This window comes from Saccharothrix texasensis, assembly GCF_003752005.1.
Classification (GTDB): domain Bacteria; phylum Actinomycetota; class Actinomycetes; order Mycobacteriales; family Pseudonocardiaceae; genus Actinosynnema; species Actinosynnema texasense.
In genome coordinates, this window is the sequence record NZ_RJKM01000001.1 from 9,015,685 (window position 1) to 9,030,129 (window position 14,445).

The window sequence follows — 14,445 nt, forward strand, 5'->3', positions numbered from 1 at the left end:
GTAACCCCGGGCCACCCGGCCCGGCGCCGCCCGGACAGCGCAACCGCCCGCGAAACCCTTGCGCGCCGAAGAGGAGGAGGGGCGGGCGCCGTCGTGGCGCCCGCCCCCGCCCGGTCAGCTCAGCGACAGGTCCGAGGTCGGGAACGTGCCGTGCGACGGGTTGACGTCCGCCTCGCCGCCCTGGCCGTCGCACCGGCGGTCCGGGGTGAACCTCAGGTACGTGCCCGACGAGCAGGCGAAGGCGATCTCGGCGTCGCCGCCGACCACCACGCCGCCGGACAGGTTCGCGCCGTCCTGGATCAACGCGTTGTCCTTCACCACGGCGTTGCCGCCGACCACACCGCCGTTGACCCACCCGAGGCCTTCGACGCGGGCGTTGTCCCGCACCGTGGCCCGGCCGTACACGGCGGCCTTCGGCCCGACGTACGCGGAGGCCGACACGGACGCGGTGTTGGCGACCCAGCCGCCGCCGTTGGCGTGCCAGCGCCCGCCGCCGGTGGGCGCAGGCTTCACGTGGCCGGGTTCGAAACCCGACGGCGTGGCGCCGGAGACCCGGAACTCGTACGGGTACCGGCGGGCGGAGTTGTAGCCGTCCAGGAACGCGTAGTGCGGCACCGCGGTGGCCGGGGCGCCGGTCACGACCAGCCAGACCTCCCGCTCGCCGGACTGGAGCTGGAAGGTGATCCGCCCGTCCACGCCCACCGTCACCGGCGAGTAGCGCGGCGCGCCGTCGCGCACCGCGACCAGGCCGAACGCCCACCCGGTCGCCCCGGTCTCGGCGTGGCCCCTCACCCGCACCTTGACGAGCGCGCCGTCGCTGTCGGCCACCAGCTTGACCTTGTTGAAGCCGTAGTCGGACGGCGCGGCCCTGGTGTTCATCCGGAAGTGGCCGGCGCCCGCGTCGACCGGCTCGACCAGCCCGCCGTTGTAGGCGTGCAGGAACCCCGCGCCGTAGACGTTGTCGATGAACGGCATCAGCGTGGACCGGTTGCCGAAGTCCCAGGTGACGTTGCGCGTGGCGTACTCGCCGACGCGGCGGTTCAGCTCGGCCTGGCTGATGCCGGTGATCCGCCGGTAGGCCTCGAGCGGGTGCTCGGTGCTGCGCGCCTCGTTCCACAGCCGGTTGAACATCGCCAGGCCGTCGCGGTCCTTGATGTACTGCATCAGCATCCAGTTGCCGTAGTGGTGCCTGCTGGAGCTCCAGTACAGGTTCTCCGACCGCAACCACCGGGTCAGGTCGCCCGCCGCCGTGCCCGGCAGGGCCTGCATCGCCATGAACTCCGCGCTGGTCTCCCAGAACGTGCCCGAGTACGGCGCGGTGAAGCCGTACCCCGAGCGGCCCATGGTCGTGTAGGCCTGGAACACGTGGCCCAGCTCGTGCGCCAGGCCCCACGAGCCGGGCAGGGCGGCGCCGGGCGCGACGTTGATGATGCCCACCCGGCCGTCGACCGAGCCGCCCGTCGCCCACGCCTCCAGGTTGGACAAGCCCCACGTCCTGGTGACGATCACGATGATCTTGTGCTGGGCGAGCAGCCCCGTCTCCGGCGTGAACCGCATGGTGTTCACGTAGAAGCTGTAGAGGTTCTCCAGCTGGGTGATCACGCTGTTGGGGTCGAAGTTGTACGGCGAGGGCGCGGACACCGGGTTCGTGCCCGAGCGGTCACCCCACAGCAGCACGAAGTTCGTCGACTCCCGCATCCGGTTGGCCGCCCACGGCACCTCGCCGGTCTGCGTCCACCGGGCCGGGAGGTACACCGTCTTCGCCGCCGCGGTCGCGGTGGGCGTGGTCAGCAGGGCCGCGGCGAGGACCGCCGCGAGCACCGCCGTGAGCGCGGTCCTCACGCCGACCGCTGTTCTGGGCAAGCACACCGTCGAACACCTTCCACTCGGTACTCCAGGAGATTTCCCGGCGACGGCGGCGGATTCGACCGGAAACCTTGGTCAGCTCTCGTCGAACGCCCCGCCGGACGGCGTCGAACGAGTTCGACGCGGTGGCGGCGGGAGCGCCCGCTTCGCCACCATGACTCACGAAAACGATTTCGGCAAGGACCGGTCGCGCCGGTCGGCGAGGGGTGACGCGCCGGGGCGGAAGGTGGTGCGGGTCGGGCGGAAGGGGTGCGGCTAACGGAAGGTGGCGCCCACGCGGCCGGTTCGGCCCGCGCGGCGGCCGTCGACCCGGTGGGCGCGGCGTTCGTCACGAGTGCGAAGTGCCACCCGGTGTCCCTTGTGGACAGCAGCGGCCGGTTCACGCCGGGCGCGCCCGGTTCCGGCGCGACGGCCACCGGTTCGGCGCCGGTGTGCGCGGGCGGCCCGGTGACGGCCGCGAGGTCGCTCACCACCGTGGTCGACGCGGGCGGGAACGACGAGGGCAGGTGCAGTTCCGTCGGCGCGGCGACGCCGTTGCCCCGCCACACGAGCACGCCGAACTGCCCGGCGCCGACGAGGGCGCGCACCGCGGGCATCGCGTCGGGGATCCGGTTCCACGTCAGCACCGCGCCACCGTCGCGGGCGCGGTCCTCGTAGGCGAACGCCACCGCCCGGCCCGCCACGGCACGCGGGAACAGGCGGTCGACCACGCGGCCCTCCACCGTCAGCACGTGGTTCCCGGCGTCGTCGACGCGCACCGCGGAGAAGTGCTCGTCGTTCATCGCGTCACCCTCGGTGCGGACCTTGTCCGGGTTGTCGTTCACCACCTCGTGGTGCCGCCCGTAGTCGACGTCCCAGTGCCACTGGCCGCCCGACGGCACCGGCCCGGACCCCGCCGCGCCCGCCCACCACCGCGCGCCGGGCAGCCGGGAGTCCAGCGCCTGGTACACAGCCTTGAGCACGCTCGGGTTCTTGTCGGAGGTGAAGCCGGCGACCGGGTGCCCGAACTCCGACACGATCCCGGTCGTGCCGAGCGCGGCCGCCCGGTCCCGGATCCGGGCGAAGTCCGCCGCGTACTCGCCGTCGGCGGCCTTGCCCGGCTTGAGCAGACCGGACTGCGCCTTGCCGTCGCAGAAGTGCGAGTTGAACGCGTAGCGGTCACCCGGTGACGCCACGGCCGCCGGTAGAGCGGCATGAGCAGGTCGCGTTCCCGCGCCGGGCCGTCCTGGCCCTGGTCGTACCGCCCGGCGTGGGGCTCGTCGAACGGGTTGACGCCGAGCACGAGCCGGAACGCCTCGGCCGACAGCGACGACTTGAGGTGCCGCGTCGCCTCGCCCGCCTGGTGCAGGAACTCGTCGCGGATCCGGATGGGCCCGGCGGACGTGGCGACCTCGCGGTTGTGCCAGAAGTCGTGCACCGCGGCGGTGACCGCGTTGTTGCTCTTCATGTTCTGGCCCCAGTGCACGCAGATCCCGCACGACTCCTCGGGGTAGCCGCCCGCGCGCACGACCCACGCCGGCGCGCCGTCGCCGGTGTACCAGCTGTCGCGGTCGACCAGGTGCCGCGAGTTCAGGTCCTGGTGGAAGTCGAGGTAGACCCGGATGCCCTGGTCGGTGAACGCGCCCACCTGCTCGCTCACCCGGTCGAGGTAGGCGTGGCGCGGCTCCGGCTCGACCCAGGCCCACGTGAGCAGGAAGCGCACCGCGTTCGCCCCGGTCATCCGCCGCATCGCCGCCGCGCAGGAGCGCGCGTCCGCCGTGCTCGGGAACGGCAGGCCCCGGTGCTCGGCGAGCTTGGCCGTGCCGGACACGGTGAACCCGCGCAACACCACCTCGCGGCCGTGCTCGTCGCGGAAGGCGCCGTCGGCGACGGTCACGGCGGAGCCGTCGAACCACAGGTCGTCCGGCGCCCTTCACCCGACCGAAGGTGAAGGAGTTTCACGTTGACGGTAGCGGATCGGCCGGGTCGCACAAGGGCGCGGAGCCGGCGTTACGCTCGCCCGGTGATCCCGCACGACGACCCGCAGGCCCGTGATCAGGAAGCATCGGTCCGGCCGCAGTCGCTGATGCTGAGCTTCCTGGGCATCCACGTGCTCAACCGGGGCGTGGCGGTCTTCTCCGGCAGCGTCATCGACGTCTTCGCCCGCGTCGGGGTGTCGGAGGACGCGGTGCGCTCGACGTTGACCCGGATGGTCAAGCGGGACCTGTTGGCGCGGCACCGCGACGGCAGGCGCATGTACTTCGGGCTGACCGCGCGTTCGGCGGCGGTGCTGGAGGACGGCGAGCACCGGGTCTGGCGCAGCGGCGCGGTCAACAGCGACTGGGACGGCGTCTGGACGATGGTGGGCTTCTCGGTGCCCGAGTCCTGGCGCAGCCAGCGGCACGACCTGCGCTCGCGGCTGATCTGGGGCGGGTTCGGCCCGCTGCAGAACGGCCTGTGGATCGCGCCCGGCGTGGTCGACGTGCCCGCCCTGGTCGAGGACCTCGAGCTGGACGACCACCTCAAGGTGTTCACCGCGCACACGGCGAAGCCCACCGAGGCCGAGCAGATCGCGCGCACCGCGTTCGACGTGCCCGCCATCGCCGAGCGCTACCAGGTGTTCCTGCGCCGCTGGGACCACGACCGCCCGCTGGCCGACGCGCCGGACGACCTGGCCAGGCAGCTGCTGCTGCACACCGAGTGGTTGCAGCTCGTCCGCCAGGACCCGCGGCTGCCCGCCGAGCACCTGCCCGACGACTGGCCGGCGATCCGCGCCGAGCAGGTGTTCCACACCCTCGCCGGCGCCTACGCGGGGACCGCCGCGTCGATCGCCGGTTCGGTCCTCGACACGATCCCGGTCGACGGCCCCTGAATTCCGGTCCCCGATCGGTTGCGGCACGGTTCCGCGAGCGGTGTCCGAACATGTCGCCCGACCCGGCGTTGACGTCCCGGAAACCAAGCTCTACCTTCGCGGCAAGGATTCGGAGCATTCTCGAGAGCGTGCCGCCAACCGCCGCCTCCGTTTGTCGGCAGCCGTCACCCGAACGCGTTCACACCGGCGTTCACCAGCGTGAACGCATTCACCACCATGAACGCGGAAGGGCCGGCGGAATCGGACGGGCAACGTCCGGTCCAGCACAGGAGGCTTTTGTGGGCAAGCACGGCAGATTAGCGTCGCTCGCCGCGGTGGCGAGCGCATTCGTGGTCGCGGTGGCGGTTTTGCTGGTGCCCTCGGCAGCGGCCGCGACGTTGTTCGGCGACGACTTCGAGGACGGCGACTCGACCGGCTGGAGCGCCGGCGGCGGCAGTTGGGCGGTCGTCGCGGACGGGTCGCGGGCCTGGCGCCAGTCCGGCACCAGCACGGACGCCAAGGCGTCGGCGGGCGCGGTCTGGGCCGGCCAGTCGGTGCAGGCCCGGGTGAAGCCGACCGCGTTCAACGGCACGAACCGGCACGTCGCCGTGACCGCCCGGGTGCAGAACACCGGCAACTACTACTACCTGGCCCTGTCCAACGCGGGCGCCGCGGTACTCGGCAAGCGCGTCGGCGGCGGGCACACCACCCTGGCCACCGCGCCGGCCACCGTGGCCGTCGGCAGTTGGCACACCGTGCGGCTGGAGGCGTTCGGCAGCACGCTGCGCGGCTTCGTGAACGGCGCGCAGGTCGTGACGGCGACCGACAGCACGTTCGGCAGCGGCCGGATCGGCGTGGCGACCTACTACGCGGCGGCGACGTTCGACGACGTGCTGGTGACCGACGTGGCGGGCCCCGGCGGGCCGACGAGCACCACCACCACCACCACGCAGCAGCCGGGCACTTGCGCCACCTCCGGTCGCCCGGTCGGGTTCGCCTCCGTCACCGCGTGGGGCCAGAGCGGCACGACCGGCGGCGCGGGCGGTCCCACGATCGAGGTCGACACGGCGGCGGAGTTCCTGGCCGCGATCGCCCAGGTCGGACCGCTGAACATCTGCGTGCGCGGCATGATCGCGCTGCCCGGTCCCATGCACGACGTCACCTCGGACAAGACGATCGTCGGCATCGGGTCGGCCTCCGGCTTCACCGGCGGCGGGCTGAACATCGGCCTGCCGGTCTCCGACGTGACCTCGCCGCCCGCCGACGCGGTGCGCAACGTCGTCGTCCGCAACCTGGTGTTCCGCGACTGGGCCGACGACGCGATCAACGTGCAGATGTTCTCCCACCACGTGTGGCTCGACCACAACGACCTGTCGAACGGCTACGACGGCGCGATCGACATCAAGCGCGGCTCCAGCTACGTCACCGTCTCCTGGAACCACACCCACAACCACACCAAGAACATGCTGCTCGGCCACGACGACGGCAACGGCGCGCAGGACGTCGGCCGGCTGAAGGTGACCTACCACCACAACTGGTTCGACAGGACGCCGCAGCGCAACCCGAGGGTCCGGTTCGGCGAGCCGGTGCACATGTTCAACAACTACTACCTCTACAACACCGACGTCGGCGTGGCGTGCCAGGCGGACTCGGGCTGCGTCGTCGAGGGCAACTACTTCGAGGACGTGGAGGAGCCGGTGAGCAACAGCTACGCCGGTCCCGGCGGGCGGTGCGTGGCGCGCGACAACGTGTTCGTCGGTGAGTCCGGCCGGCCGGACTGCGGCGGCAGCGTCCAGGAGCCGCGCGACTACTACGCCTACGCACTGGACGACCCGAACACGGTGAAGGCGGCGGTCATGGCCGGCGCGGGCGTCGGCAAGGTCGGCTGACCGCCGCGGCGTGGCCGGCTCGCGGGCCGGCCACGCCGTCGCGGTGGCACGTGATCGCCCCGACCCGGGGCGGCGGGGTCAGGAGACGGCGGCGACGGCGGCGAGGATCTGGTCGGCCACCTCGGTCGGGCGGGAGAGGGCGATGGCGTGGGAGGCGTCCACCTCGACGGTGGTCGAGCCCAGCCGGCGGGCGGCGGCCCGCTGCGAGTCCGGGTTGATGGCGTGGTCCGCCGTCGCCACCACGAACCACGACGGCAGGGTCTTCCAGGCGGGCTCGACGGCCAGCGGCTCGCCGAGGGCGCGGGCCGCGATCGGGCGCTGGCTGACCGCGGCGGTGGCGGTGACCGAGTCCGGCAGGTCGGCGGCGAACACGCTCGGGAACGCGTCACGGCGGATCGTGAACTCGGTGTCGTCGCCCTCCCCGTCGGGGAACTGCTGCGGCACCAGGGACGTGTTCAGCTCCACCGGGGGGAAGCCCTCGACCGAGCTCAGCGCGCTCTCGCCGAGGTCGACGCCGAACGACGCCACGTACACGAGGGCCTTGGCGTTCGGCGTCTTGGTGGCGGCGTGCGTGATCACCGGGCCGCCGTAGGAGTGGCCGACCAGCACGACCGGCCCGTCCACCTGGCCGGCCACGCTCGCCACGTAGTCGCCGTCGTGCGCCAACCCGCGCAACGGGTTGCTCACCGCGAGCGCTTCGACGCCCCGCTCCCGCAGCAGGTCGACGACCTTTGCCCAGCTCGAGCCGTCGGCGAAAGCGCCGTGTACCAGGACGACGGTGGGGGTCTGACCGGTCATCGCGTGCTCCTCGGTTCGTCTTGCGGTGCGATGCCATAAAGCTAGTGCGCGATTGAGTTGTGCACAAGGTAATAGGGACCGTGACGATCTTCACGCCCGCTCGTTGGAACAACCGCGCGACCGACGCGCCCCGACCGACCGGAGGAACCCGATGCGCCTGGTGACCGCACTCGTGGTCGCGGCCTTCGCCGTGACCCCGCCCGCCGCCGCGAGCGCCGAGCACCCCGCGCCGGACCACGTCTGCGTCGCGAGCGTGCCGGAGACCGATCCGCTGGAACCGGGACCGGTGAACATCTGCGTCAGCGTCTTCAGGCCCGCCACCGCCTCCCCGGACAACCCGGTGCCGGTGCTCCTGCACAGCCACGGCTGGGGAGGCAGCCGCACGTCCGCGCCCGGCTCGTTCCGGCGGTACCTCGACGCGGGGTTCGGCGTGGTCAGCATCGACCAGCGCGGCTTCGGCGAGAGCGGCGGCAAGGCGCACGTGGAGGACCCGGCGTTCGAGGGCGAGGACGTCATCCGGGTGATCGACCACGTCGCCTCGCTGGACTGGGTCCGCGAGAACGGGCCGGGCGACCCCGTCCTGGGCGCCGTCGGCGGCTCCTACGGCGGCGGCTTCCAGTTCGCCGGCGCGTTCACCGAGGTCGCGAAGACCGGCCGCACCCGGTTCGACGCCCTCGCGCCCCAGATCACCTGGCACTCGCTGAACGACAGCCTCGCCCCGCGCGAGGTCGTCCGCACCACGTGGGTCACCGGTCTGTACGCCGCCGCGCTCGACGCGCACACCTCGACGATGCACGCCGGCTACGCCGAGGGCCTGCTCACCGGCGACTGGCCCGCCTCCATGGACGAGTTCTTCCGCGACAACGGCCCGGCGCACCACGTCGCGGCCGGCCGCCGGCTGGACATCCCGGTGCTGCTGCGCCAGGGGATCAGCGACAACCTGTTCCCGCTGGACCAGGCGATCGACAACTTCGACCGCGCCCTGACCCCTCGCGCCCGCGCGAACAGCCTGCTCATCGGCTACAACGGCGGTCACGCGCTGCCCAACGTCATCCCCACCGGCTACGCCGTCGCCGGTGACGAGTGCTCCGCGCGGCAGGGCGGCTACGACGACCTCGAACTGCGGTTCCTGGCCGAGAACCTGCAAGGCGCGCCGCGCGCCGTCACCGGCCACGGCCGCTACCAGCTCATGACCGCCGAGGGCGGCTGCGTCACCGTCGACTCCGTCGCGCCGACCACCACCGCCGCCCTGCCGGACATACTGACCACGGCCGGCGTCGGCCTGCCGCAGGCGGTCAAGATCGCGGACGGCCCGCTCGCCGTCGCCGGGTCGCCGGTGCTCGACGCCGTCGTCAGCACCCTCGGCCTGGACAACCGCGCGTTCTTCGGCCTCAGCGTCGGCACGTCCCCGGCGACCGCCAAGGTGATCCAGAACAACGTGCTGCCGCACCGCGAACGCGGCCTGCACCCGGGCGCCCGCCGGACGATCGAGCTGCCCGCGGTCGCCGCGACGGTCCCGGCCGGTCAGTCGCTGTTCCTCACCGTCACGCCGATCTCGGACATGTTCGTCCTGCACGGCAGCCGCACGCCGGGCGCGATGCTGCTGCGCGACGTGACGGTGCGCCTGCCCGTCCGCGGCTAGGCCCGACGCCGACCCGGACGAACCCGCGCCGCGGTGGGGCGTCACCCGACGCGGCGTCGAGGTCAGCCGAGCACGACGGCGACCCCGGTGAGGACCGGCACCGACAGGACGGTGGTGAGCAGCACGACGTCCCGGGCGAGCTCCGCGCCCCGGTCGTAGGCGGTGGCGTAGACGAACACGTTCTGGGCGGTGGGCAGCGCCGAGGTGAGGGTGACGGCCAGCAGCGCCGGGTCGTCCAGGCGGACCACCCAGCGGCCCAGGGCGTAGGCCAACGCGGGCTGCGCCACCGTCTTCAGCACGACGACCAGCCACACCTGGCCGGCCGTGCCGGCCGACGCCGGGCGTGGCGCGCCGTGCAGGCCCGCGCCGTAGGCGAGCAGGGCGGCCGGGACCGCGAGGTCGGCGAGCAGCTCGACCGGCCGCAGCACGGGCGCGGGCGGCATCCACCCGGCGGAAGCCAGCGCCAACCCCAGCGCGCAGCCGATCACCAGCGGCGTGCGCAGCGGTTGGGTCAGCAGCTGCGCGCGCGTCGGCGCGCTCTGGCCGGGATCGCGTGACGCGGCCAGCACGGTCAGCCCGATCGGCGCCAGGACCAGCACCTGGAACAGCAGGACCGGGGCGACGAGCGAGGCGTCGCCGAGCACGTACCCGGCGATGGCGACACCGAGGTTGCCCGCGTTGACGTAGGACGAGGCGAGCGCGCCGGTCGTGAGGTGACCGGCGCGCGGCCGCCACCGCCACCGCGCGACGGCGAGGTAGAGCAGACCGCACGCCACCGCGCTGCCCGCCGTGGCGACCAGCGTGGTGGACAGCAGCACGGCCGGGTCCGCCTCGGCGAGGGTGAGCAGCAGCAACGCCGGGGTCGCGACGAAGTACGACAGCCGGGACAGCACGCCGGTCGCACCCTCGCCGAGGACCCGGGTCCGGGCGGCGATCCAGCCGACCGCGATCACCGCGACGAGGGTGGCGAAACCGGCCAGGACCGCGTTCACCCGGCGGTCCGAACCAGGTCCGGACGCGCCACGTTCACCGCGGCGCGTCGACGGTGGCCGTCTCGACGGTCCAGGCGCGGGTCTGCTCGGAGAGGGTGATGCCCAGCCCCGGCCGGTCGGACAGGTGCATCCGCCCGTCCCTGATCTCCAGCCGCTCGGTGAACAGCGGGTGCAGCCAGTCGAAGTGCTCGACCCACGGCTCGCGCGGGTAGGCGGCGGCGAGGTGGACGTGGACCTCCATGGCGAAGTGGGGCGCGAGCTGGAGGTGGTGGTGGTCGGCGAGGGTGGCGAGCTTGAGGAACTGGGTGATCCCGCCGACGCGGGGCGCGTCCGGTTGCAGGACGTCCACGGCGCCGGCCCGGATCAGCTCGTAGTGCTCGGCGACGCTGGTCAGCATCTCGCCGGAGGCGACGGCGGTGGTCAGCGACCGGGCCAGCTCGGCGTGCCCCTCGACGTCGTGGGCGTCCAGCGGCTCCTCGATCCAGACCAGGTCGAACTCCTCCAGCGCCCGGCCGACGCGCAGGGCGGTGGGGCGGTCCCACTGCTGGTTGGCGTCGACCATCAGCGGCACGCCGTCGCCGAGGTGCTCGCGGACGGCCGCGACCCGGCGCAGGTCCTCCGACCGGTCCGGCAGACCCACCTTGATCTTGATGCCGCCGACGCCGGAGTCGAGCGTGCGGGTGGCGTTGTCCTTGAGCTGCCCGACCGACTCGTGCAGGAACCCGCCGGAGGTGTTGTAGCAGCGCACGGAGTCGCGGTGCGCGCCGAGCAGCTTCGCCAACGGCAGGTTCGCGCGCTTGGCCTTGAGGTCCCACAGCGCGATGTCGAACGCGGCCAGCGCCTGCGTGGCCGCGCCGCTGCGCCCGACCGACGCCCCGGCCCAGACCAGCTTCGTCCACAGCCTGCCGATGTCGTTGGGGTCCTCGCCGATCAGGTCCGGCGCGACCTCGCGGGCGTGGGCGAACTGGGCGGGGCCGCCCGCCCGCTTGGCGTAGCCGAACCCGATGCCCTCCAGCCCCGCTTCGGTGCGGATCTCGGCGAACAGCATCGCGACCTCGGTCATCGGCCGCTGCCTGCCGGTGAACACCTTGGCGTCGCTGATCGGGGTCGGCAGGGGCAGGGTCACCGACGACAGCGTGACGGCGCGGATCCGGTCGGCACTGGTGGGCATCGGGCTCTTCCTCCTCGGGTGCGGGCGGTCAGGCGATGCGTCGGACCAGGGCGGTGAGCCGGGCGAGCTCGTCGTCGGTCAGGTCGGTCAGCGGCGGGCGCACCGGGCCGCCGTCCCGGCCGACGGCGGTCAGCCCGGCCTTGACGATCGACACCGCGTACCCGCGCTCCCGGTCGCGGATGTCCAGGTAGGGGATGACGAACTCGCGCAGCATCCCGTACACGGCGGTGCGGTCCTGGGCGCGCACGGCGGCGTAGAACCGCAGCGCGAACTCGGGCGCGAAGTTGAACAGCGCCGAGGAGTACGTGGTGACGCCGAGCTGGAGCAGCGGCAGGGCGAACGTCTCCGCGGTCGGCAGGCCGCCGATGTAGATCAGCCGGTCGCCGACGCGGGCGTAGGTGCGGGTCAGCTGCTCGACGTCGCCGACGCCGTCCTTGAGCCCGATCAGGTTGGGGTTGCGGTCGGCCAGCTCGGCGACCGTCGCGTCGGTCAGCACGGCGTTGGCCCGGCTGTAGGCGATCACGCCGAGCCCGGTGGCCCGGCACACCGCGGAGACGTGCTCGACCAGGCCCCGCTGGCCGGCCTCGGTGAGGTAGGGCGGGAACAGCAGCACACCGGCCGCGCCGGCGGCCTCGGCGGCACGCGCCTGGGCGACCGACAGGGCAGTCGCCCCGGTCGCCGGCGCGAGGACGGGCACCTTGCCGCCCACCTCGTCCACGGCGACGCGGACCACCCGGTCCACCTCGTCCGGCGTCAGCGAGAACCCCTCGCCCGTGCCGCCCGCGGCGAACAGGCCGGCCACGTCGAAGCTCGCCTGCCAGGCCAGGTGCTCGCGGTAGCGGTGCTCGTCGAACCGCAGGTCGGCGTCGAAGTGGGTGACCGGGAAGGAGAGCAGCCCGGAGGCGAGGCGGTCGGCGAGTGCGGCTGGGTTCGTCACGACCCCAACGTATGGAGCAGGAGTGATGCTTGTCCAAGAGTTGTTCGGCATTGCGCGATACCCGGACGGCATCACTCGAACGGCGTGCGGCCTTCCAGGACGCTCAACGTCCGCCACAGCGCCGGGTTGGCCGAGGCCTTCAACCACAGCAGGTGCAGTTCCACCGGCTCGGCCACCGCGGTCTCCAGCCGGGCGAACTCGACGCCGTCGATGCGCAGCCGCGCCGCCGACTCCGGCACGAACGCGACCCCGCGGCCGGCCGCGACCAGCCAGAGCATGGTGAGCACCTGGCTGACCGTGTGCACGGTGTTCTCCGGCGCGATCGGCACCGTGCGCACGACCAGGTCGTAGAAGTACCGCGCGTCGGTGGGCGAGTGCATGACGACCGGCTCGCGGACCACGTCGGCGGCCGTCGCGGCACGTCCCAGCGCCGCCAGGGGATGACCGCCGGGCACGGCGAGCAGCAGCCGCTCCCGGTGCAGCAGCCGGGAGCCGAACGTCGAGTCGTCGAACGGCGGCCGGCCGAGCCCGAGGTCGATCTCCTCGTTCACCAGTCCCGAGACCTGCTCGCGGGTGACCAGCTCGACCAGCTCCACGTCCACGTCCGGCAGCTGCGCGGCGAGCTCGTCGAGCAGCCGGCCGAGGATGCCGTAGGTCGCCGCCGCGGTGAACCCGACCCGCACCACGCCGCTGGACCCGGACGACACCCGCCGGGCCAGTTCCGGCGCGGTGTCGGCCAGCGACAGCAGCCGCCGCGCCTCGACCAGGAACACCTCGCCCGCCGCGGTGAGGGTGACCCGCCGGTTGTCCCGGATCAGCAGCTGCGCGCCGACCGCCCGTTCCAGCTTCTGGATCTGCCTGCTCAGCGGCGGCTGGGTCATCGCCAGCCGAGAGGCGGCCCGGCTGAAGTGCAGCTCCTCGGCGACGGCTACGAAACCCCGTAGCTGTTCCAGCGTGAACGCCATGCGGGGAAGGTATCAACCCTGGTCACACCGCGTGCGGCGGGACAGAATGAGGCGCATGGGCCTCCCACGCGCCACCGCCGGTCCCGTCCTGGCCGTGCTGCTGCTGTGCGGGCTGGTGACGGCGCCCGCCTCCGCCGCGACCGCGTTCAAGGTGCTGCAGATGAACCTCTGCAACAGCGGCGCCGCCGGGTGCTACCAGGGCGGGTCGGCGGTGGACGAAGCCGTGGCGATGATCCAGCGCCGCGTGCCGGACGTCGTGTCGGTGAACGAGGTGTGCCTGTCCGACCTGCCCCGGCTGACCGCCGCCGTGGGCGCCACGGCCGAGTACCAGTTCGCGTTCGCCCGCCGGAAGTCCACGAACACCGACATCGAGTGCTCGGCCGGCCGGGGCGCGTACGGCAGCGGGATCATCGTCAAGGAGGGCATCAGGACCAGCGGGCAGAACACCTACACCGCGCAGGACAGCGGCGACGAGGTCCGCGCCTGGGCGTGCGCGCTGAGCGAGGTGCGCGGCTTCACCGCCTGCACCACCCACCTGAGCACGACCGGGGCGACGGCGCTGGCGCAGTGCAAGGAGCTGGTGCCCGCGACCGTGCTGTCCCACGACCCGACCGGCTCCGCCACGACCAGGCACGTGGTCGTGGGCGACCTGAACCTGAGGTACAGCCCCGGTTCGGCGACGAACGCGCAGAACTGCGTCCCGTCGGGCTGGTTCCGCAAGGGTGACGGCGACGTGCAGCACGTCATCGCCCGCACCCTCACGTTCGTCTCGACCCAGGAGTACGCCATGTACCGCACGGACCACCCGGCGTTCGTCGTGAACTACACGTTCTGAGGTCGGCCGTTCAGCGTCCGAGCTCTTCGCGGAGCACCCGGACGGCCTTCGGGCCGACGCCGTGCACGGCGAGCAGCTCGGCGTCGCTCAGCCTGGCGACCTGGGCGAGCGTGGTGACGCCGATGGCGGCGAGCGCCCGCGTGGCGGGCCGCCCGATGCCCCTGGGCAGGTCGCCGACCTCGCCCGGCTCGGCGGTCCCGGCCCCGGCCGCCCGCGCGGCGAGGTCCTCCGGCGCCCGCCACAGCCACGCCCGCCGCACCCAGTGGTTGAGCTGCTGCCCGTCGACGTCGCCGAGCGGGACGAGCACGCCGAGGGGCAGCCGCTCGGCGGTCGGGTGGGCCGCGAGCACCGCGTCCACCTCCTCGGCGGGCAGGTGGAGGTCGACGCGGTCGCGCTCGTCCACCGAGGCGAACCGCTCGCCCCGCACGGTGAACGCCCGGTCGTGCGCGGCCACCTCGGGCAGGGACAACGCGGTCTTGCGCAGCTGGGCGATCGTCGTCACGCGGTGATTGCACCACGA

General features: G+C 73.0%; 14 protein-coding genes. 6 read left to right on the forward strand and 8 right to left on the reverse strand.

What is annotated here, in order from left to right:
- Positions 1–114: 114 nt before the first annotated feature.
- Both EDD40_RS40175 and EDD40_RS44175 read right to left on the reverse strand, forming a co-directional pair.
- The gene (locus tag EDD40_RS40175; RefSeq protein WP_246038238.1) at positions 115–1,842 is read right to left on the reverse strand and encodes a DUF6055 domain-containing protein; all 1,728 of its coding nucleotides are present in this window, start codon (positions 1,840–1,842) and stop codon (positions 115–117) included.
- Positions 1,839–3,041 carry a hypothetical protein gene (locus tag EDD40_RS44175; RefSeq protein WP_246038239.1) on the reverse strand — a complete coding sequence of 401 codons (1,203 nt, stop codon included), beginning with the start codon at positions 3,039–3,041 and terminating at the stop codon, positions 1,839–1,841. The genes EDD40_RS40175 and EDD40_RS44175 overlap by 4 nt, the downstream gene beginning before the upstream one ends.
- An 18-nt stretch (positions 3,042–3,059) precedes the next feature.
- Between EDD40_RS44175 and EDD40_RS44180 the strand changes: the two genes are divergently transcribed.
- The 4 genes from EDD40_RS44180 to EDD40_RS40190 all read left to right on the forward strand — a co-directional run bounded on the left by EDD40_RS44180 (position 3,060) and on the right by EDD40_RS40190 (position 6,585).
- Entirely contained in the window at positions 3,060–3,359 is a 300-nt protein-coding gene (locus EDD40_RS44180) for a hypothetical protein (protein WP_246038402.1), read from the forward strand.
- 192 nt (positions 3,360–3,551) lie between these two features.
- Positions 3,552–3,812 (forward strand): hypothetical protein, encoded by a 261-nt coding sequence (locus EDD40_RS44190; RefSeq protein ID WP_246038403.1) that lies wholly within the window; start codon positions 3,552–3,554, stop codon positions 3,810–3,812.
- A gap of 56 nt (positions 3,813–3,868) precedes the next feature.
- Positions 3,869–4,717, forward strand: coding sequence for a PaaX family transcriptional regulator (locus tag EDD40_RS40185; RefSeq protein WP_246038242.1), 849 nt, complete (start codon positions 3,869–3,871; stop codon positions 4,715–4,717).
- 353 nt (positions 4,718–5,070) lie between these two features.
- On the forward strand, positions 5,071–6,585 hold the full coding sequence (locus EDD40_RS40190; protein WP_211348361.1) for a pectate lyase family protein: 1,515 nt from the start codon (positions 5,071–5,073) through the stop codon (positions 6,583–6,585).
- Positions 6,586–6,663: 78 nt separating this feature from the next.
- Here the strand turns inward: EDD40_RS40190 and EDD40_RS40195 are convergent, their stop codons facing one another.
- Complete coding sequence (locus tag EDD40_RS40195) at positions 6,664–7,383, reverse strand: alpha/beta fold hydrolase (protein ID WP_123747516.1); 720 nt, start codon at positions 7,381–7,383, stop codon at positions 6,664–6,666.
- Positions 7,384–7,534: 151 nt separating this feature from the next.
- Between EDD40_RS40195 and EDD40_RS40200 the strand changes: the two genes are divergently transcribed.
- Complete coding sequence (locus EDD40_RS40200; protein ID WP_123747517.1) at positions 7,535–9,025, forward strand: alpha/beta hydrolase; 1,491 nt, start codon at positions 7,535–7,537, stop codon at positions 9,023–9,025.
- Between the two features lie 62 nt (positions 9,026–9,087).
- Here the strand turns inward: EDD40_RS40200 and EDD40_RS40205 are convergent, their stop codons facing one another.
- The 4 genes from EDD40_RS40205 to EDD40_RS40220 are packed head-to-tail and all read right to left on the reverse strand — an operon-like array spanning position 9,088 to position 13,090.
- Entirely contained in the window at positions 9,088–10,017 is a 930-nt protein-coding gene (locus EDD40_RS40205) for an AEC family transporter (RefSeq protein ID WP_123747518.1), read from the reverse strand.
- Positions 10,018–10,051: 34 nt separating this feature from the next.
- Positions 10,052–11,188 (reverse strand): L-talarate/galactarate dehydratase, encoded by a 1,137-nt coding sequence (locus EDD40_RS40210; protein WP_123747519.1) that lies wholly within the window; start codon positions 11,186–11,188, stop codon positions 10,052–10,054.
- A gap of 28 nt (positions 11,189–11,216) precedes the next feature.
- Positions 11,217–12,176 carry a 5-dehydro-4-deoxyglucarate dehydratase gene (gene kdgD, locus EDD40_RS40215; RefSeq protein WP_123747520.1) on the reverse strand — a complete coding sequence of 320 codons (960 nt, stop codon included), beginning with the start codon at positions 12,174–12,176 and terminating at the stop codon, positions 11,217–11,219.
- A 20-nt stretch (positions 12,177–12,196) separates the two neighbouring features.
- Positions 12,197–13,090 (reverse strand): LysR substrate-binding domain-containing protein, encoded by an 894-nt coding sequence (locus tag EDD40_RS40220; RefSeq protein ID WP_123747521.1) that lies wholly within the window; start codon positions 13,088–13,090, stop codon positions 12,197–12,199.
- A gap of 55 nt (positions 13,091–13,145) precedes the next feature.
- Between EDD40_RS40220 and EDD40_RS40225 the strand changes: the two genes are divergently transcribed.
- On the forward strand, positions 13,146–13,925 hold the full coding sequence (locus tag EDD40_RS40225; RefSeq protein ID WP_123747522.1) for an endonuclease/exonuclease/phosphatase family protein: 780 nt from the start codon (positions 13,146–13,148) through the stop codon (positions 13,923–13,925).
- 10 nt (positions 13,926–13,935) lie between these two features.
- Here EDD40_RS40225 and EDD40_RS40230 read toward each other — a convergent pair whose 3' ends face one another.
- Positions 13,936–14,427: a helix-hairpin-helix domain-containing protein gene (locus tag EDD40_RS40230; protein WP_123748648.1), complete on the reverse strand. Its 492-nt coding sequence runs from the start codon at positions 14,425–14,427 to the stop codon at positions 13,936–13,938.
- Positions 14,428–14,445 lie beyond the last annotated feature (18 nt).

Coding starts and splice junctions, on each gene's coding strand:
- EDD40_RS40200 (WP_123747517.1), top strand. CDS start 7,535: ATGCGCCTGGTGACCGCACTCGTGGTCGCGGCCTTCGCCGTGACCCCG.
- EDD40_RS44180 (WP_246038402.1), top strand. CDS start 3,060: ATGAGCAGGTCGCGTTCCCGCGCCGGGCCGTCCTGGCCCTGGTCGTAC.
- EDD40_RS40225 (WP_123747522.1), top strand. CDS start 13,146: ATGGGCCTCCCACGCGCCACCGCCGGTCCCGTCCTGGCCGTGCTGCTG.
- EDD40_RS40220 (WP_123747521.1), bottom strand. CDS start 13,090: ATGGCGTTCACGCTGGAACAGCTACGGGGTTTCGTAGCCGTCGCCGAG.
- EDD40_RS40195 (WP_123747516.1), bottom strand. CDS start 7,383: ATGACCGGTCAGACCCCCACCGTCGTCCTGGTACACGGCGCTTTCGCC.
- EDD40_RS40210 (WP_123747519.1), bottom strand. CDS start 11,188: ATGCCCACCAGTGCCGACCGGATCCGCGCCGTCACGCTGTCGTCGGTG.
- kdgD (WP_123747520.1), bottom strand. CDS start 12,176: ATGCCGAACAACTCTTGGACAAGCATCACTCCTGCTCCATACGTTGGG.